Genomic DNA, 19026 nt, shown 5'->3' on the forward strand with positions numbered 1-19026 from the left:
CCTCACCCTGCGCGGTAGGGTGGATGGGCCGTGCCCCCAGTGCACGGACATCGGCCGACGGACCCCCGGGCCCCGCCCGCACCGCTGCGACCGATCGCCCCGGCCCCTCACGAAGGACACCCCGTGCTGCGCACTCATCATGCAGGCTCTCTGCGCCCCGAGCACATCGGCCAGACCGTCACCCTCACCGGCTGGATCGGCCGTCGCCGTGACCACGGCGGCGTGACGTTCCTGGATCTGCGCGATGCCAGCGGTGTGGCCCAGGTGGTTGTGCGCGAGGACGAGGCGATGCACCTGCGCAACGAGTACGTGCTGAAGGTGACCGGTGAGGTGGGGCGCCGCCCCGAGGGCAATGAGAACCCGCTGCTGCCCACTGGTGACGTGGAGGTGACCGCGAGCGAGGTCGAGGTGCTGAACACCTCCGCCCCGCTGCCCTTCCAGCTGGATGAGCACACCGAGGTGGGCGAGGAAGCGCGCCTGCGCTACCGCTACCTGGACCTGCGCCGTCAGGGTCCCGCCGCGGCCATGCGCCTGCGCTCCCAGGTCAACCGCGCCGCGCGCGACACCCTCCTGGACCAGGGCTTCGTCGAGGTGGAGACCCCCACCCTGACCCGCTCCACCCCCGAGGGAGCCCGCGACTTCCTGGTGCCCGCGCGGCTGGCGCCCGGTTCCTGGTACGCGCTGCCGCAGTCCCCGCAGCTGTTCAAGCAGCTGCTCATGGTGGGCGGCATCGAGAAGTACTTCCAGCTGGCCCGCTGCTACCGCGATGAGGACTTCCGCGCCGACCGCCAGCCCGAGTTCACCCAGCTCGACATCGAGATGAGCTTCGTGGACCAGGAGGATGTGATCGCGCTCGCCGAGCAGATCATCACCGCCGTGTGGTCCGCCGCCGGCCACGAGGTCACCACCCCGTTCCCGCGCATCACCTACGCCGAGTCGATGCGACGCTTCGGCTCCGACAAGCCGGACCTGCGCTTCGACCTCGAGCTCGTGGAGATGACCGAGTACTTCGCCGACACGCCCTTCCGCGTGTTCCAGGCGCCGTACGTCGGTGCCGTGGTGATGCGCGGCGGTGCCTCCCAGCCGCGTCGCCAGCTGGATGCCTGGCAGGAGTGGGCCAAGCAGCGCGGCGCCAAGGGCCTCGCCTACGTGCTGGTCCAGGAGGACGGCACCCTCGGCGGTCCGGTCGCCAAGAACCTCTCCGAGTCCGAGCGCGAGGGCCTGGCCCAGAAGGTCGGCGCCGAGCCCGGGGACTGCGTGTTCTTCGCCGCCGGCGCCCCGAAGGCTTCGCGCGCCCTGCTCGGTGCGGCGCGCGCCGAGATCGCCGAGCGCCTGGGCCTGGTGGACCACGACGCCTTCGCCTTCGTGTGGGTGGTGGACGCTCCGCTGTTCGAACCCGCGGACGAAGCGATCGAGGCCGGGGACGTGGCCGTCGGCTCCGGGGCCTGGACCGCCGTGCACCACGCCTTCACCGCCCCGAAGCCCGAGTTCATGGACACCTTCGACACCGATCCGGGCAGCGCTCTGGCCTATGCCTACGACATCGTGTGCAACGGCAATGAGATCGGCGGCGGCTCGATCCGTATCCACCAGCAGTCCGTGCAGGAGCGTGTCTTCTCCGTGATGGGCATCGGCGAGCAGGAGGCGCGCGAGAAGTTCGGTTTCCTGCTGGATGCCTTCCAGTTCGGCGCCCCGCCGCACGGCGGCATCGCCTTCGGCTGGGACCGTATCGTCGCCCTGCTCGCGGGGGAGGAGTCGATCCGCGAGGTCATCGCCTTCCCCAAGACCGGCAATGGCTACGACCCGCTGACCGCTGCCCCCGCGCCGATCACCGCTCAGCAGCGCAAGGAGGCCGGGGTGGATGCGAAGCCCCGCAGCGCCGAGAAACCGCAGGCCTCCGCAGCCGGTGCCGCCACCGATCAGGAGGCCGACGGGAAGGCTGCGCCGAAGCGGGCCTGACCCGGACACGAGCTCGCGACACCCAGCAGCGAGCATGCGACGCAGCACTGCGGCCGACGCGGATTCCTCCGCGTCGGCCGCTGTGTCACTCAGCTGGTGAGCGCCGTGCTCGTCAGTGCTGCGTTCGTGCGTGCCGGGTCAGACCGCCTCCGTGCTCAGCGCGGCTCCTGGCCATGCGCGATCACGGGGCGCGGCAGCCGGAAACGACGGATCTGGATCTGCCGCATGATGCCGTAGCCCACCAGGCCCCGCTCCACTTCACCGTAGCGCTCGATCAGCGCCAGCCGCAGCACCCTGCGCAGCAGGAAGCCGTCCACCACGCACAGCAGCATGCCGCCCCACAGCACCACCACGACCACGGTGCTCATGACGTTCAGCAGCTGCGGACGCAGCAGTGGGACGATCAGCACCACGAGCATCACCACGAGCGCGAACGGCAGGAAGTACTCGGCGATATTGCGCCGTGAATCCACCAGGTCGCGCACCAGGCGGCGCTCGGGGCCGCGATGCTGCAGCGGCATCTTCCGCTCATCCCCGGTGAGCAGTGCCTGCTGTGCCTCTCGGTTGGCCGCTGCGCGGCGCTCCCGGTCCCGCTTGCGGGCCTCCTTGCGGTTGTCCACCACGAGGGGTCGGCGGCGGGCCGCCTCGGCCTCCTTGCGGGTGCGGGTGGGGCGGCCCTTGCTGCCGGGACGGGCAGGCTTCGCCTCCACCGGGGCGGGCTGGGGAGTCTGCTGCTTACGGAAGATCACCAGGACATTCTAGGCGAGAAGGCAGTGCTGGCCTGGGGATGGCGCACGTGCCCTCGCCCACGACGGCGGTACCGTGAGCACATGACCACCACTGATCACACCCCCGCCCCCGAACCCGATGCCGCCCAGGTCGCCGCGCTGCGCGAGCGCCTCGATGAGCTGCTGCCTGCCGCGATCGGCGACCTCGAGGACCTGGTGCGCATCCCCTCCATCGCCTTCGAGGGCTACGACCGCGAGCCCGTGACCCGCAGTGCCGAGGCGGTGGCCGAGCTGCTGCGCGGCACCGGCCTGCCCGAGGTGCGCATCGAAGCGGTCGATGGCGGCAGTCCTGCCGTGATCGCCCGTCGGCCTGCTGCCGCGGGGAAGCCCACCGTCATGCTGTACGCCCACCATGACGTCCAGCCCACCGGTGATGAGTCCCAGTGGACCACCGCACCGTTCGAGCCCAGCCAGCGCGATGGCCGCCTGTACGGTCGCGGCGCTGCCGATGACAAGGCCGGGGTGATGGCGCATGTGACCGCCCTGCGGCTGGTCGGCGAGGAGCTCGCCGAGCAGGGCATCGGCGTGACCGTGTTCGTCGAGGGGGAGGAGGAGTGCGGGTCGCCGACCTTCCGCTCCTTCATCGAGACCCACCGTGAGGCCCTGGCTGCGGACCTCATCATCGTCGCGGACTCCGCGAACTGGGAGGTTGGGGTGCCGGCGCTGACCACATCGCTGCGCGGTGTTGTGGACTGCGTCGTCGAGGTGCGCGCCCTCGAGCACGCCGTGCACTCCGGTCTGTTCGGCGGACCGGTGCTTGATTCACTCACGCAGCTTTCCCGTCTGCTGGCCACCCTGCACGACGAGCATGGTGAGGTCGCCGTGGAGGGCCTGGTGCGGGCCGAGGACCCGGCCGTCGACCTCGAGGAGAGCACCTGGCGCTCCGACGCCGGGGTGCCCGCGGGGCTTGAGCTGTCCGGCTCCGGGCCGCTCACGGCTCGGCTGTGGACCCGCCCGGCGCTGTCGGTGATCGGCATCGACGCTCCTGCTGTACGTGAGGCCTCCAACACCCTTGTGCCGGTGGCGCGGGCCAAGGTGTCACTGCGCATCCCCGCCGGCCAGGACCCGAGCGCAGCGATGGATGCCCTGGTCGCGCACATTGAGCAGCATGCCCCGGCCACCGCGAAGGTCACCGTGGAGCGCGGCGAGGAGGGCAAGCCCTTCAGCGCTCCGGCCCATTCCCCGGCCACGGACCTGGCCCGCAGCGCCTTCACCGCCGCCTGGGGCACGCAGACCGTGGATACGGGGCTCGGTGGCTCGATTCCCTTCATCGCCGATCTGCTCGAGGTGTTCCCGCAGGCCGAGGTGCTCGTCACCGGGGTGGAGGACCCGCAGTCCCGGGCCCATGGCATCGATGAGTCCCTGCACCTGGGCGATTTCGCGAAGGTGTGCCTGGGTGAGGCCCTGCTGCTGCGCGGTGCCGAAACCCTGGGTGCGCAGCGATGAACCGCCCTCAGCCTCCCGAGCCGTCCGCCCGGAATGAGGAGCACCAGAGCCCGACGGTGTCACCGCTCGTGGTGCCGCTGCTCATGCTGGGGCTCACCATCGGGTTCTTCACCGGCTACTTCCTGCTGCTGTGGGGTCTGCTGGTCGTCGCTGCCGTGATCGCGCTGGCCGTGGCTGTTGTGCTGCGCGGCGGCGACCGCGAGGGCATGCTCGCCCTGGTGGCGGGGACGGCGCTCGCGTTCCTCGCAGTGATGCTGCTGGCGGTGTTCCGGCGAGCGTTCTGAGCCTGCCGGGGCCGGGCGCCACGCCCCGGAGCACCGAGGTGAGACGTGCCTCCACCCAGCCGATGTGCGGGGTCGGGGCGTATCCTGGTCCGACTCGAGCTTTCAGGAGGACAGCATGACCACTCCCACCACCGAGCGGCCCACGAAGGCGCACGGCGTCACCCTGACTTCCGTCGCCGCCCAGAAGGTCACGAGCCTGCTGGAGCAGGAGGGCCGTGATGACCTGCGGCTGCGCATCGCCGTGCAGCCCGGGGGCTGCTCCGGTCTGATCTACCAGCTCTACTTCGACGAGCGCCTGATGGACGATGACCTCATCGCGGAGTTCGACGGCGTCGAGGTGATCGTGGACAAGATGAGCGATCCGTACCTCAGCGGTGCGGTGATCGACTTCGCCGACACCATCGAGAAGCAGGGCTTCACGATCGACAACCCCAACGCGGGCAGCTCCTGCGCCTGCGGCGACTCCTTCAGCTGATTCAGCGCCGCGGCCAGCAGGCCGCCAGGCCGCGGGCGGTCGCGCTGCGCACTGCTGACCCATCGGGCCCCATCGGAGACCAGCACGGTCCCCGGTGGGGCCCGATGCCGATGTGACGCCCGTGACGATCAGATCACGGAGCGGTCACGGACCTGCCTGCGAGCCATCTTGCGGCGCGTCCAGGTGGACCAGGACCATCGCGAAGACCGTATGATGACAGGGTGCCGTCATCCGGCGGGCCGTCGGCCTGCCATCGCATCCGCTCCCGGATGCCGACGGCACACGGGCGCTGAGCGCCCTGACAGCACCAGCTCCGTCGTGCGGAGCCGGGCCACCTCCCAGCGGGGCCCGGAACCGCGGACGGAGACGACGAGCGGAAGGTCATCCCTGTGATCCCCCAGGTCCCCCAGCGAGTGCGGCATGGTCGTCGCCTCGCCGCCGCCGGCCTCGCCCTGGCGGTCATGGTCCTAGCCGGCTGCACCCTGCCGCAGCAGCGCGGATTCATGCCCCACCAGACCGATGGTCAGGAGGTCACCAACCACACCGAGCGCATCACCAACCTGTGGGTCGGTTCATGGGTGATCCTCGTGGTCGTCGGCCTCATCGTGTGGGGTCTGACGATCTGGTGCGCGATCGCCTACCGGCGCCACAAGAACGACACCGGTTTCCCGATCCAGCTGCGCTACCACGTGCCCCTCGAGCTGATGTTCACGCTCGTGCCCGTGGTGATGGTGCTCACCTTCTTCTACTTCACCCAGCGGGACGCCCGTGAGATCGAGATGCACGTGGCCGAACCCGATGTCACGGTCAACGTGGTCGGCAAGCAGTGGAGCTGGGACATCAACTACGTGGATGAGGACGTCCACGAGGACGCCGGTGTGCAGTCCTTCCGCACCGGCGAGCCCGGTGCGGCTGAGTCGCTGCCGGTGATCTACCTGCCGGTGGACCAGACCGTCGAGTTCCGCCTGGACTCCCGTGACGTCATCCACTCCTTCTGGGTCGTGGACTTCCTCTACAAGAAGGACATGTTCCCCGGCCACACCACGTCCTTCCAGGTCACCCCCACCCGCATCGGTGAGTACGAGGGCAAGTGCGCCGAGCTGTGCGGCGAGTACCACTCGGACATGCTGTTCATCGTCAAGGTGGTCAGCCAGGAGGAGTACGACCAGCACATCCAGGAGCTGCGTGAGCGCGGCAACGAGGGACAGCTGGGTGTGGACCTGAGCCGCAACGAGCGGGAGTGGGAGATGCGCGAGAAGCACGACGAGGTCGGCCCGCGCTACACCGAGCCCGCCGCGAACGAAGGGGAGTGACCCGTGAGCACTGACGTCTCCGCTCCGACCACGCGGACCGCCGCGCCCGCCCGGTTCCAGGACCACCGCAGCCATAGCCTGGGCTCGCAGTTCTTCAAGTTGCTGACCACCACCGATCACAAGCTGATCGGCATCATGTACATGGGGATGGCGTTCGCGTTCTTCGCCTTTGGCGGCCTGCTCGCGCTCGGCATCCGCTCCGAGCTGTGGGAGCCCGGCCTGCAGGTCGTGGTCTCCAAGGACCAGTACAACCAGCTGTTCACGATGCACGGCACGATCATGCTGCTGATGTTCGGCACGCCGCTGGTCAACGGCTTCGCGAACTACCTGGTGCCGCTGCAGATCGGCGCCGTGGACATGGCCTTCCCGCGTCTGAACATGTTCGCGTTCTGGATCACCGGCTGGGGCTCGCTGATCGCCGTCTCCGGCTTCCTGACCCCGCAGGGCGCAGCGTCGTTCGGCTGGTTCGCCTATGCCCCGCTCTCGGACACCACGTTCTCCCCGGGACTCGGTGGTGACCTGTGGGTCTTCGGCCTGGCGCTGCAGGGCTTCGGTACGATCCTCGGCTCGGTCAACTTCATCACCACGATCCTGTGCATGCGCATGCCGGGCATGACGATGTTCCGGATGCCGATCTTCACCTGGAACATCCTCATCACCGGTGTGCTGGTGCTGATGGCGTTCCCGCCGCTGGCTTCCGCGCTGCTGGCCCTGGGCGCGGATCGCCGCTTCGACGCGCTGATCTTCGATCCCGCCAACGGCGGCCCCGTGCTGTGGCAGCACCTGTTCTGGTTCTTCGGCCACCCCGAGGTGTACGTGCTGGCGCTGCCGTTCTTCGGCATCGCCTCCGAGATCGTCCCGACCTTCTCCCGCAAGCCGATCTTCGGGTACAAGACGCTGGTGGGCGCGACCATCTCGATCGCCGCGCTGTCGGTGACCGTGTGGGCGCACCACATGTACACCACCGGCGCCGTGATGCTGGACTTCTTCGCCTTCATGACGATGCTCATCGCCGTGCCCACGGGCGTGAAGTTCTTCAACTGGATCGGCACCATGTGGCGCGGCTCGCTGACCTTCGAGACGCCGATGCTGTTCACCCTCGGGTTCCTCACCACGTTCATCTTCGGCGGCTTGACGGGCGTGATCCTGTCCTCGCCGGTGCTGAACTTCCACATCTCCGATACCTACTTCGTCGTCGCCCACTTCCACTACGTGATGGCCGGCACCGTGGTGTTCGAGATGTTCGCGGGCTTCTACTTCTGGTGGCCCAAGATGTTCGGCTACAAGCTCCATGAAGGCCTCGGCAAGATCCACTTCTGGCTGCTGGTCATCGGCTTCCACCTGACGTTCCTCATCCAGCACTGGCTCGGTGTGGCCGGCGCCCCGCGCCGCTACGTGAACTACCTGGCGGAGGACGGCTTCGACTGGATGAACCAGATCTCCACCGTGGGCGCCTTCATCATGGCCGGGTCCACCCTGCCGTTCCTGCTGAACGTGGTCCTGACCCACGTGAAGGGTGAGAAGGTCACGGTCGATGACCCGTGGGGCTACGGGGCCTCCCTGGAATGGGCCACCTCCTGCCCGCCTCCGCGCCACAACTTCCACTCCCTCCCGCGCGTGCGCTCCGAGCGTCCCGCCTTCGACCTCCACCATCCCGAGGTCGCACTGCAGGACCACATGCTCGATGAGGAGCCCGCCCTGAACCCGAGGACGAACTGACATGAGAGCAATTGCTAAGGTTTTCTGGATCCTGGCGGCCTTCTTTCTGATCGTTGCGATCGCCTACGGGTTCCTGACCGGCATGTTTGAGCCGCACGGTGTCGAGCCGGTGGGCTTCCCCGCGTTCCTGGCGCTGACCGCAATGTTCGTGATGGTTGGCATGGCCATGAACCTCACGATCCGCAAGAATGAGCTGGGCGCCAGTGAGGACTTGGATGGCGAAGTCCATCACGACGCCGGCGTGCAGGGCTCCTTCTCGCCCTACAGCTGGGCGCCGCTGTGGCTCTCTTCCGGGGCGGCACTGTGCTTCCTGGGCGTGGCCGCCGGCTGGTGGATCTTCGCCTTCGGCATCATCTTCACCGTGTACGGACTCCTGCAGTGGGTCCTCGAGTTCTCAGTGGGACAGCACGCCCACTGATCCTCCACGCAGTCCATCACAGGCCCTGCTCCCACACCGGGGGCAGGGCCTGCTGCATCTGTACTGCTACCGTGAGCGCCATCAGCGCGCGGTGCCATCCGGAACGCGGAGGATAGAGAGCCGCTGACACGCAGTGAGTGCCGTCCGGCAGACGTGTCAGAGCGACGCTGGGACGCAAGGAGTGCGGAAGCACCACGAAGGAGGGGCTGGACATGATCGACGCAGGCATCACGCCGGTGGGGCTCGCCGAGCGGGAGATCAGCCGACTGTTCGCCGATCGCGGCGGCCGTGAGGCAGCGGGCACCTGGGCGCGAGAAGTCCTTGCCGCGGCGGAACTCGATCCCCGGCGCAAGCCGCTGCGCTCCGTCCGCGCCCTGCGTCGGGCCGAGCGTCGTCTGAGCCCAATCGGCGCCCGATACCTGGTGGAGGTCGCCGCCGGGCGCACCCCGAGCCGCTGCACGCGCAGATCCCAGATCCTTATGTGACGCCGATGCAACGGTGCGGCCACATCTCTTGTCGCGGAGACGCAGCCTTGGACGTTGTCGGGGATTACTGGCTCTACACAGATGAGGGCGTAGCTGGTGGTGCGCGTCGGTCTTGGGGTAGGGGAGCGAGGCTTCGGCGTACTGGAAGCTCGGACTCAACCTGCATGATTAAGGGTTCGCGGGCAGCGCGATCATCTCCGATGCCGCCAGGATCGGTGAGGTCATGGACCACGGCACCGTCAGCTGCCTGTAGGACGCACCGGGCTGAATGACCATCCGCCGGATGACGGCTCGCGCTCCTCCTCCCGTCGGACGTCGTTCAGGTACCGCCCTTCTCCTCACCGTCCGTTGCCCCAGTGACGCCGTTACTGTCCGCAGTGGCCTCGCCCGGCGGCTCTGCGCGGCTTAACCGCACCCTGATCCCGTCGAAGTGGTCCCGCATACGGACCCGGTACAGATCTACGTCACCGCGCTCGATCGCCTCCAGGATCCGTTGGTGCCAGCCCCAGGCTTCATGCGGAGTGAACTGGGGACCTGGAAGGACCGGGTCTATTTGATGGAACGCAGCCCAGAAGATCTCTTGTAGCTCGGCGACCAGGCCGTTGTCGAGGGGAGCGTAGAGGGTCTCGTGGAAGGCGAGATCTTCCTCAGGGAAATACTCGCCGGCGTCGGCTCGGTGGCGCATTTCGCTGGTGATCGCGCGCAGTTGCTCAGTACCGGTCACGGCATGGCGCTGCACCACGTCACTGGCGAGCCCTACCTCGAGCGCCTCGCGCAGCTGCAGCAGATTCCGCACCTCACGGAGATCCTCGGGTGCGGACTTTCGCAACCGAAAGGAGAGGAAGTCTTGCAGCGGAGCGAGGGGGAGAGCACCGACAAAGGTGCCGTGGCCATGGCGCACATCCACATAGCCGAGCGCCTGCAACGCCTTGATAGCCTCGCGCACTGCATTGCGTGAGGCGCCCAGCAGACTCACCAACTTGCTCTCAGTGGGCAACAGGTCTCCGGGCTGTAGGCCCCACTCCAGGATCAGTTGTTTTATGGATTCGCGCAGGCGCTCCTGATTGGAGGTCTCTCTGGCAGGGGCAGTGCTCGAGGGCTCGGCATTCATGACGCGACCATGCGATCGGTGCCCGAGAGTGCTCCTCGTGGGGAGGGACCGTGGGCGCGCAGTAGCGCCGCGACGCGTGCCCGGTCCGTGTCGTCGTAGAGCACCGACGGTGGAGCGCAGCGGTCTTCGTCGATCAAGTCGAGGAGTTTCATCGCCGCCTTGAAGGCGCCGAGTGCCCGGGAGGAGTCGCCCATCTGCGTATGTGTTGGAATCGCGACGATCGCGAACAGCTCCCGCAGTCTCTGTTGCTCCGCATCGCAAGCCGCGTCATCGACCCCGGCTGTTGAATAGATCCGCACGTAGCCGACAGGATCCACGTTCCCGAGCCCGGGCACCAGCCCGTCGGCTCCGGCGCGCAGCGACTCTGCGGCTAGGGTTTCAGAGCCGGAGAGAACTCGGAAAGCGTCCAGGCCTCGCTCGCGCCGTCCGGTTAGAAGCGCGGCCAGGTAGTCAAGATCCCCGGACGAGTCCTTGTACCCGGCTAAGGTACCGTCCTCTGCGAGGTCCAGGACCGTTGTGACGGGGATCGACACCCCGTTCACCCGCGGTGGGTTTTCGTATCCGAACAGCGGTAGTTCCCCGAGCTCCTGCTTGATACGTCGGAAATGCGCGGCGATCTCCGCTGGCCCCGTCGCAGCGAAGAAGGGGGCGGTGGCGACCGCACCGTCAGCCCCGAAGCCCATGAGCAGCCGAACCTGCGCGGCCGCGCGCTCCGAGGCGGTGTCGGAGACGCCGACGAGCACAGGGACTCGACCCGCGACGTGGTCGACCGTCGTGCGCACGACAGCCACCCGCTGTCGGTCCGTGAGGAAGCCGAACTCTCCGCTGGTCCCGAGCGCGAACACACCGTCGACCCCATTGTTGATCAGGTGGTCGAGGTGACGTCGCAGCGAGGGGGAGTCGATCTCGCCGCCGGGGGTCAGCGGTGTGCACAGCGGGATTACGACCCCGGTTCCGGGCCGGGTTTGAGCGGCGGCGATGGTGGTCATGGGTGCTGCTCCTTGGGATGGCCGACCGCTCGGAGCGCGGTCGGGAGGTCGATGGTGATCAGGTCCAGGCGCTCGTGCGTCGTTTTGTCCCCGGTCTCGACAAGTACATGCACCGCTTCCGGCCCGACGGCGATGTCCGAGTAGCCGGCTGGCCCCTCCATCAGGAGGCCGACGGGTCGGCACATGGTGCCTGAAGAGGCGGAGGCCGACGTGCCTGCTGCCGAAGACCTAACCTTCGAGCTTCCTGAACTAGCCGGGTTGGGGCCGAGCAAAGCGTGTAGCGCCAGATCGCGACGCGACTCCATCCGCAGCGGCGCGCAGAGCAGGGCAGGACCACCAGGGAGGGCATCCAGTCCGACTTGGAGGCGCGGCCCCGCAAAGCCGGTCAGGATATGGGTAGCCCCCAGCGTCTCGCCGCCATCTCTAGTCCGGGCGAGCAATCGTGTGCACGCCTCGGAGCGGTGCTCGTTGCGCATCGTCACGAGTGACTCAGAGGGGGCGGCGGGATCGATGCACAGCGCGGACTCATTCGGGCCAGAGGCGCCATTTATGCCGCCAGTGACCCAGCCGATCCGCCACGTGCGTCCGTCGTCGTCGCTCAGCAGGCCATGTGCGCCGTAGGGAGAGGTGGCGGAAGTGCCAAGGACAGAGTGGTTTGCGGCTGCGACGAGCCTCCCGGAGGGGAGCCGGATCCCGTGCCCGGGCCCGGTCGCATACCAGCCCCAGTCCTTCCGCTTCGCCTCTGTGGTGATCTCTCTGTCCTCGCGCACCTCGAGGTCACGGGAGAGACGCGTGAGGTGAACGCGGCGGCTCTGGGTGGTATCCACTGCGCCGGCGAGGATGTCGCGTTCGGTGGCAGTAGCGGCGTTCGAAGTGGTCAGGAGCACGATGTCTCCGTCAGCTGCCTCGATCGGGACAGGGTTGCCTCGTGTGCCGCCCGCTCCGTGCGCGACCGTCACGGGCACACCGAAAGAATCGCCTTCGTCGTCGGAGACCGTGGCGATGACGTCGATCTGCCCCGTATCCCCGGCGTTCTCGTGGCGCGCCTCCGCGAAAACGACGAGTCGACCGTCCCGGCAGCGCAGGAGTGCAGGGATCCGCACCGCTGTAATGCCGAGCCGCGCAGCGTCCAGCACCGTCTTTTTCGTAGAGGCAAGCAGGGGCGGGGTCTTAGTGGACTCGGGCGACAGCCGTGCTGAGGACATGGGACGTACTATCTCAAAGCCCGAATCGTGGGGCAAGAGAGGGTGGTCTGCGGATGCGCGACCGCCGTCGACCTCCTCAAAGACCGGGTGTAAATCGCTATTCATGCAGGTTGGTGCCGCGGTGATGCCTCATCATCCACGCTGGCCTCCGTCCTGGCGCGAGGGGTTGTGAGGTGGGATGTCCTCTGGCATAGTGGCGTCCATCGTTCCGTCGAGGAGGTCGGAACGGCTCACGAGGGAGGGTCTCGACATGGTCCAGATGACGCGACGTGCAGCGTTGGTGGGTGGATTGGCCGCAATAACCGCGAGCGGCTCAATAAGCGCGTGCGACTCGAGCAGTAGCCCGAAGGATGTTCAGCAGGCCAACTCGGGCGTAGAGCTGCCCACCTACACCAAATATGAGGGAGTCGCCCCTGATTGGGCCGGGGACGACGTGCTGCTGGACGGCTTCAAGGAGTATCCGGCCGACCCCGTAGTTGGTGTCAATGAGCCGCCAGGAGACGGCACTCCGATCAGCTTCATCACCAACATTCCCGGTGCGATCCCGCCCCAACGGGGATCGAACCCGTTCTGGGCGGCCATCGAGGAGAAGATCGGCTCCGAACTGCACATCGAGATGGCGCCCAACGCTGACTACCAAACGAAGTTCCAGACCAAGATCGCCAGCGGCGATCTCCCCGACCTCATCAACATCCCCACCAACATCTCGGACGTGCCCGGTCTGCTCGAAGCCACCTGCATGGACATCACCGAGCATGTCGCTGGGGACGCAATTTCGAAGTACCCCTATCTCGCAAACCTCGGGCCGGAGTATTGGAAGGGTTGTGTCGCGAACGGCGCGATCTACGGTGTGCCCGTCCCGCGGCTGTTCTCCCGCAACTTCTCCCTGCTGACCCGCCGCGACCTGTTCGAAAAGGCGGGTATTGACCCCGATGTCCAACCGGAGACATGGGAGGAGCTCGTGGATCTGTGCGCTGAGCTCACTGACGCGAAGCGCGGGCGCTGGGCGCTGACCACCATGCCCGGCAATCTCGCGAACATGGCGGCGGGCGTGCCCAATGAGTGGCAGCGAGCCGAGGACGGCACGTTCACCCATTTCATTGAGCACGAGAATATCGCTGCGAGCCTCGAGGCGCAGTTACAGCTGTGGGAGGCAGGGGTCGTCAACCCTGACGCTTACACCGCGAACTCCAGCACCAAGAAGGAGTGGTTCACCGGTGGGACCGCTGCGATTGACTTCGACTCCTTTGTAGCATGGACTCAGTACGAGTCGGCCTCCGCTTCGGTTGAAGACTTCTCTGTCGGCGGGATTATTGCGCCCTCTTATCAGGGTGCCGAACCATTCACCTGGTTGGGCGGAGCGCTGAACAACATCACCGGTTTCAACGCGGCATCCGGGCACTCAGTCGAGACATTGCTAGCGGTCGCAAACTGGTTCGCAGCGCCCTTCGGTACCGCCGAGTACCTCGAAAAGAAGTACGGCACCGAGGGGGAGCAGTACAAGCTCGACGGCACCGATCCCATCCCCACCGATCGCGGTGTGCGCGAGACCGGGATTGGTCTGCAGTACATCTGCGACTCCCCGATGGCGTATTACTTCCCGGGCGATCCTGGGGTTCCCGAGCGGCAGTATGCGGTGCAGGAGAGGATGTCCCAGAATCTTTCGCAGAACGCAGCCTACGGTCTGTACTCCGAAACCCTCGACCAGAAAGGCGGAGACCTCACCAGCCCCGTCTGGGATGCGATGAGTCAGATGGCGCAGGGCAAGCGCCCCATCTCCGAGTTGCCCGAGGTCGTGAAGACCTGGCGGGACGCGGGCGGCGCCAAGGCTGCCGAGGAGCTTGCAGAGGCGTATGAGGCCTCCGGGATCGAGTGACCCCATGAGTGTGACCGTCCCCCAGGCCCAGGGCGCCGCCCGCGAGGCGGAGAGCTCAGTCGGCGGCGCGGCGGGGCAATCTCCCTCGGAGCGGCGCCGCCCCGGTTTCTGGCAGAAGCTGTGGCGCGACCGCCTGTTGGTCATGTTCGCCCTGCCCGGCTTTCTGGTGCTGCTCGTCTACCACTATTACCCACTGCTTGGAAACATCATCGCCTTCAAGGACTACCGCCCTTACCGCGGTGTCTGGGGCAGCGACTGGGTGGGACTGAAGAACTTCGAGGTCATCTATACCGGTGATCCCGCCTTCCTCAACGCCCTGACCAACACACTGATCCTCACCGCGCTGCAGGCTGTACTTGTATTCCCTGCCCCGATCATCCTTGCGCTTCTGCTGAACTCCCTGCTCAACGAGAAGATCAAGCGGGTCATCCAGTCGATCTTGTACCTGCCGCACTTCCTGTCCTGGGTCGTTGTCGTGGCACTGTTCCAGCAGCTGCTGGGCGGCTCCGGGCTTTTGAACACCTTTCTGCGCGCACACGACCTCGGTGCGGTGAGCATTATCGGCAACGGGGAGCTGTTTCGCTATCTGCTGCTGGGCCAGGTGATCTGGAAGGACACCGGGTGGGCGACGATCATCTTTCTCGCGGCGCTGGCCACCATCAACGCCGAGTTGTACGAGGCCGCGGCCGTGGATGGTGCGGGCCGTTGGCGCCAGATGCTCCACGTGACCCTTCCGGGTCTCAAAGGCGTCGTGATCCTGCTGTTCATCCTGCAGCTGGGCACTTCGCTCACAGTTGGTTTCGAGCAAATCCTCCTGCAGCAGGCGGCGGTGGGGCTGGACCGCTCCGAAGTGCTCGACACCTTCGTATACAACCGGGGCGTGATCGGCGGCCACTGGGGGATGGCAACCGCGGTGGGCCTGGTCAAGAGCGTGGTCGGGGTTGCGCTCGTGCTCGGGGCTAACAAGCTCGCCCACGCCTTCGGCGAGGCTGGCGTCTACGCAACCAAGGAGTCATGACATGCCTGCTCTCCTAAACGGACAGGCCCCGCCCTCGGCACCCGAGCGCCTCATCAAGGCGATCGTGTTCACGGTGATGTGCCTCGCGGTACTGATCCCTTTCCTCGCCGTGTTCGCCACCTCGGTCGCACCCCGCGAGCAGATCAGTGCGGCCGGCGGGCTCGTGCTGCTTCCGCGTGGCATCGACCTCACCGCCTACAAAGCAATCTTCAGCGGGGGAGTGGTCACCCGCGCGCTCGGCGTGAGTGTCTTCGTGACCGTAGTCGGCACAGGACTGAGCCTGCTGGTCTCTTGCCTACTCGCCTACGCGATCAGCCGCAGTCACTTCGTGCTCGCCCGGCCCGTGCTGATGGTGGTGTTGATCGGGATGCTGTTCTCTCCGGGCATCATCCCGGTCTACCTGGTAGTGAAACAGACCGGTCTGCTGAACAGCCTGTGGGCGCTGATCCTCCCCACCATGGTCAGCGGCTTCAACGTGATCGTGTTGCGCTCCTTCTTCCAGGGAATCCCCGAGGAGCTCACGGAGTCCGCCACAATCGACGGCGCCTCTGAGTGGACGATCTTCTCCCGGATCGTGATGCCGCTGTCCAAGGCGGTGCTCGCCGTCATCGGTCTCTTCTACGCCGTCGGCTACTGGAACTCGTTCTTCAGCGCCCTGCTGTACATCGACGACGCCGCCAAGTGGCCGATGCAGCTGGTACTGCGCACTTACGTCGTCAACGACGCTGCGATGGGCCAGGCCGACATCGGCCTCGAGCAGATGCCGCCGCAGTCCTCGCTGCAGATGGCAATCCTCGTCGTCTCCATGGTTCCGATCCTCATCGTGTACCCGTTCCTGCAACGCCACTTCGCCAAGGGCGTCCTCACGGGCGCCGTGAAAGGATGACCGATGCGCACCACGACCTTCTTTACTACTGGCGCGCTCCTCGCGATGACCGCGCCACTGCTCGGTGGCACCCCTGCCGCGGCAGGCGATCCCGAATGGCCCACCGAGACCGACGGCGTGACAGTCTTCGACAAGGGCACCCACGGTTTCGAGTGCTACCGCATCCCCGCCATCGTCACCGCTCCCGATGGGAGCCTCCTCGCCTTCGCCGAGGCCAGGCGTGCCTTCGAGGACAGATTCTGCCATGACGACGGCTCGATCGACCTGGTCCTGCGCCGCAGTACCGATGGCGGCCGCACCTGGGGCGAGATGGAGACAGTCCTCGCCGGTGACCCCTGGGGCCGAGACGAGGGCGCCACACGCGGCAACCCCGTGCCCATCGTCATCAAGCACGGCCCCCATGCTGGCCGCATTGTGCTGCTAAGTACCTGGAACGTCGAGGGCTCCCGCGCCGAGCGACGGCCCTTCGTCCAGTACAGTGACGACAGCGGACGCACCTGGTCCGAGGCTGTCGACCTCACCGACCAGCTCAAGCCCAACTTCCCCGACGAGGGTTGGTACGCCACCGGTCCCCAGCACGGCATCGAACTGACGCGCGGTCCGCATGTCGGCCGTCTGGTCGCTGGGGTGAACTTTCTCGGTCCTAAGAGTGGTGTCTCCGAAGGCGGGCTCGCCTACAGCGACGATGGCGGGGTCACCTGGACTCTCGGCGCGACCGCGCCGATGCCCGAGGACGCCGACCACTTCTCCGAGGTTGCTGTCGAGGAGACCGCCGACGGATCGCTGTACGCGATCGGCCGTAGCCGCAAAGGGCCGAAGAGTGATGAGACCCGCGAGTTCTCGCGCGCTGTCGCGATCAGCCGTGACGGCGGTGAAAGCTTTGAGACCAAGACTTTCGAGTACCAGAGCGACCTGATCACGACTCCCGAAGTGCAGGGCTCGATCGTCAACGCTTCTCAAGCGTGCGGACCGGCCGGTGACCGGCTCGTTTACGCGGCGCCACAGCACGGCACCCTGCGTAAAGACCTGGGCCTGTTTGTCTCGGAGGACGCCGGTGCCAGTTGGACCCACCACGCCGACCTCACCCGCAACCGCTCAGGCTACTCGGACCTCGTGATGCTCGATTGCGACAACGTTGGCGTGCTTTATGAGACCGGGCTCGAATCGGGAGATGCACGCGACCGGATTGTCTTCCAGGTCGCCGAACTCTGAAGAACATCCGGGAGGATGATGCAACGCACTCTGGTTCAGTCCCTTCGTCCAGCTCAATGCGGCGCTGCTCCGTCCTGACTGCTGCATCGTTCCTGGGTCATCTGGCTCAATGAGAGCAGAACTGGGTGCGGGCAGCTAGGGCAGGTGTCCACCAGCTGGTGGTGAGGCGGGCAGTGAAAGGCCCCACACGGGATGGGGCATGGATGTTGATCTCGGTCCGGATCAAGACGGTGTGGGCGTCGAAGGCGTTGCCCACGATGCGCCATAGAACGTCCGCGATCGCGGGCTCTTCGACGAGCCGCACCGGAAGAGCCGCCGAGGAGACCGAGAGCGTAAGGGACTCTGGGGCCGATGGTCTCTGTGTCAAGCCCCGGGTTTGGTGGAGGCTGGGTTATCTGGCGTTCAGGGGTTCGGGGGCGGGTTCTGACGAGCTGGTGAGGGTCTCCCGGTGCGCGGTCCGGTAGGCCTGCGGGGTGAGGCCGTTCAGTGCGCTGTGGGGTCGGAAGGTGTTGAACCAGTGGACCCATTCGGCGGTCGTGATCTCGACGTCGTCGACGCCGTGCCAGGGTCCGCGGTTACGGATCAATTCGGCTTTGAATAGGGAGTTCAGGGCTTCAGCCAGGGCGTTGTCGTAGGAGTCACCGCGAGAGCCGACCGAGGCGACGGCGTCGTGCTCAGCGAGTGCTTCGCCGTAGCGGATGGCTCGATACTGGACTCCTCGATCGGAATGATGGATCAGTCCTGACAGGTCATCTCCATCTCGTGTGCGCAGGTAGATGGCCATGTTCAGTGCGTCCAGCGCGAGGTCGGTGTGCAGGGAGCGGGAAACGCGCCAGCCCACGATCTCGCGGTTGAACACGTCAGTCACGAACGCGACATAGACCCAGCCGGTGAACGTGTGGACGTAGGTGATGTCCGCGACCCACAGCTGGTTCGGCCCGAAGGCAGAGAAGTGACGATTCACCAGGTCCTGCGGGCAGTGCTCGCGAGGAGCCGAACGAGTGGTGTTCGGGGCCTTAGCCCGGCGGATCCCGTGCAGGCCAAGGTCCTTCATCAATCGCTCGATCGTGCAGCGGGCGACATGACCTCTGCCTCGGGTGTCTGCTTCGCGATTGAGAACGATGTGCATCTTCCTGGCCCCGAACGCGTCGAAGTTCTTGTGATGCACTTCGGTGATCTCCTCTTTCAGGACCTCGTCGCGCTGTTCACGCGCGGAGGGGGGACGGTGCTGGCGGGCGTAGTAGGTGCTCGGAGCGATCTGGAGCCCTGCTTCTCGCAGGGTCTGGCAGATCGGCTCGACTCCGAACTCTTCCTTGTGCTCATCGATGTATGAGCAGGTCAGCGCGATGGGCGGTCGAGCTCCGCCGCGAAGAAAGCCGAGGCCGACTTCAAGATCGAGTTCGCCCGCCGCAGCTCGCGGACTTCCTTCTCCAGCTCGTGAATGCGTTCGGCCTCTGCTGTGGTGGTGCCGGGCCGGTCGCCGGCATCGACCTGGCGCTGACGGACCCAGCCGCGCAGCGTTTCGGAGTTGACTCCGAGTTGCTCGCCGACCCGGCGGAAGACTCCGCGCTGGGAGCCGGGGTCGTCTTCGAGCGCATCGAGAACCATACGAACCGCTCGCTCACGCAGCTCGTCAGGGTACTTGCGTGGTGCAGGCATGACAGAGAAGTCCTTTCCGTGGCTTCACTGCCTCCATCATCCCCGGGGCGATCCACTGTGCCCGACGACTCGGATACCTTCGAGGACCTCTCGACCGTTTTCACGACCACCCGCATCGGCCCGAGCTCGAAAAGGCTCCAGCGCTGACGCCAACACCCCGATGCACGCGGGGGAGGAGCGCCA

17 protein-coding genes and 1 other annotated feature are annotated in these 19026 nt (G+C 66.4%); of the genes, 12 read left to right on the forward strand and 5 right to left on the reverse strand.

Translation table 11 applies throughout. The features are described 5' to 3' along the window. Window positions 1-123 precede the first annotated feature (123 nt). On the forward strand, window positions 124-1959 hold the full coding sequence (gene aspS / locus CJ197_RS05955; RefSeq protein WP_102235827.1) for an aspartate--tRNA ligase: 1836 nt from the start codon (window positions 124-126) through the stop codon (window positions 1957-1959). A gap of 155 nt (window positions 1960-2114) precedes the next feature. On the opposite strand, the gene CJ197_RS05960 is transcribed toward aspS, so the two are convergent. Then, a complete protein-coding gene (locus CJ197_RS05960; RefSeq protein ID WP_102235828.1) occupies window positions 2115-2708 on the reverse strand; it encodes a DUF3043 domain-containing protein in 594 nt (197 codons plus the stop codon). 81 nt (window positions 2709-2789) lie between these two features. On the opposite strand from CJ197_RS05960, the gene CJ197_RS05965 reads away from it, so the two are divergent. The 7 genes from CJ197_RS05965 (at window position 2790) to CJ197_RS05995 (ending at window position 8887) form a co-directional block, all read left to right on the forward strand. Next, window positions 2790-4193 (forward strand): dipeptidase, encoded by a 1404-nt coding sequence (locus CJ197_RS05965; RefSeq protein ID WP_102235829.1) that lies wholly within the window; start codon window positions 2790-2792, stop codon window positions 4191-4193. Beyond that, window positions 4190-4477, forward strand: coding sequence for a hypothetical protein (locus CJ197_RS05970; protein ID WP_102235830.1), 288 nt, complete (start codon window positions 4190-4192; stop codon window positions 4475-4477). The genes CJ197_RS05965 and CJ197_RS05970 overlap by 4 nt, the downstream gene beginning before the upstream one ends. 115 nt (window positions 4478-4592) lie before the next feature. After that, entirely contained in the window at window positions 4593-4952 is a 360-nt protein-coding gene (erpA, locus tag CJ197_RS05975; RefSeq protein ID WP_102235831.1) for an iron-sulfur cluster insertion protein ErpA, read from the forward strand. A 389-nt stretch (window positions 4953-5341) separates the two neighbouring features. Further along, on the forward strand, window positions 5342-6265 hold the full coding sequence (coxB, locus tag CJ197_RS05980; RefSeq protein WP_102235832.1) for a cytochrome c oxidase subunit II: 924 nt from the start codon (window positions 5342-5344) through the stop codon (window positions 6263-6265). 3 nt (window positions 6266-6268) lie between these two features. Next, the gene (gene ctaD / locus CJ197_RS05985; RefSeq protein ID WP_102235833.1) at window positions 6269-7984 is read left to right on the forward strand and encodes a cytochrome c oxidase subunit I; all 1716 of its coding nucleotides are present in this window, start codon (window positions 6269-6271) and stop codon (window positions 7982-7984) included. A 1-nt stretch (window position 7985) separates the two neighbouring features. After that, window positions 7986-8402, forward strand: a complete 417-nt coding sequence (locus tag CJ197_RS05990; protein WP_102235834.1) for a cytochrome c oxidase subunit 4 — start codon at window positions 7986-7988, stop codon at window positions 8400-8402. Window positions 8403-8614: 212 nt separating this feature from the next. Then, window positions 8615-8887: a hypothetical protein gene (locus CJ197_RS05995; RefSeq protein ID WP_102235835.1), complete on the forward strand. Its 273-nt coding sequence runs from the start codon at window positions 8615-8617 to the stop codon at window positions 8885-8887. Between the two features lie 319 nt (window positions 8888-9206). Here CJ197_RS05995 and CJ197_RS06000 read toward each other — a convergent pair whose 3' ends face one another. The 3 genes from CJ197_RS06000 to CJ197_RS06010 are packed head-to-tail and all read right to left on the reverse strand — an operon-like array spanning window position 9207 to window position 12192. Further along, a complete protein-coding gene (locus tag CJ197_RS06000) occupies window positions 9207-9998 on the reverse strand; it encodes a FadR/GntR family transcriptional regulator (protein ID WP_102235836.1) in 792 nt (263 codons plus the stop codon). Beyond that, window positions 9995-10987 (reverse strand): dihydrodipicolinate synthase family protein, encoded by a 993-nt coding sequence (locus CJ197_RS06005; protein ID WP_102235837.1) that lies wholly within the window; start codon window positions 10985-10987, stop codon window positions 9995-9997. Before CJ197_RS06005 ends, CJ197_RS06000 begins: the two co-directional genes overlap by 4 nt. Further along, window positions 10984-12192, reverse strand: a complete 1209-nt coding sequence (locus CJ197_RS06010) for a sialidase family protein (RefSeq protein WP_158239386.1) — start codon at window positions 12190-12192, stop codon at window positions 10984-10986. The genes CJ197_RS06005 and CJ197_RS06010 overlap by 4 nt, the downstream gene beginning before the upstream one ends. Window positions 12193-12442: 250 nt before the next feature. Here CJ197_RS06010 and CJ197_RS06015 point away from each other — a divergent pair, with 250 nt between their 5' ends. From CJ197_RS06015 to CJ197_RS06030, 4 genes are read left to right on the forward strand one after another with little or no spacing between them, the layout of a single operon-like run. Further along, complete coding sequence (locus CJ197_RS06015) at window positions 12443-14068, forward strand: extracellular solute-binding protein (protein ID WP_158239387.1); 1626 nt, start codon at window positions 12443-12445, stop codon at window positions 14066-14068. Window positions 14069-14072: 4 nt separating this feature from the next. Further along, on the forward strand, window positions 14073-15086 hold the full coding sequence (locus tag CJ197_RS06020) for a sugar ABC transporter permease (protein ID WP_102235840.1): 1014 nt from the start codon (window positions 14073-14075) through the stop codon (window positions 15084-15086). Between the two features lies 1 nt (window position 15087). After that, window positions 15088-15972: a carbohydrate ABC transporter permease gene (locus CJ197_RS06025; RefSeq protein ID WP_102235841.1), complete on the forward strand. Its 885-nt coding sequence runs from the start codon at window positions 15088-15090 to the stop codon at window positions 15970-15972. A gap of 3 nt (window positions 15973-15975) precedes the next feature. Next, the gene (locus CJ197_RS06030; protein ID WP_102235842.1) at window positions 15976-17184 is read left to right on the forward strand and encodes an exo-alpha-sialidase; all 1209 of its coding nucleotides are present in this window, start codon (window positions 15976-15978) and stop codon (window positions 17182-17184) included. Between the two features lie 391 nt (window positions 17185-17575). Here CJ197_RS06030 and CJ197_RS06035 read toward each other — a convergent pair. Then, window positions 17576-18843 (reverse strand): IS3 family transposase gene (locus tag CJ197_RS06035; RefSeq protein WP_233190670.1). Its coding sequence is split into 2 segments (ribosomal slippage): window positions 17576-18561 and window positions 18561-18843, totalling 1269 coding nucleotides; the frame shifts between segments, so codons are not numbered across the junction. After that, window positions 18434-18562, reverse strand: a sequence feature (AL1L pseudoknot). It overlaps the preceding gene by 129 nt. Window positions 18844-19026: the final 183 nt, after the last annotated feature.

Source organism: Brachybacterium sp. UMB0905 (assembly GCF_002871795.1).
In the GTDB taxonomy this organism is placed as follows: Bacteria; Actinomycetota; Actinomycetes; order Actinomycetales; family Dermabacteraceae; genus Brachybacterium.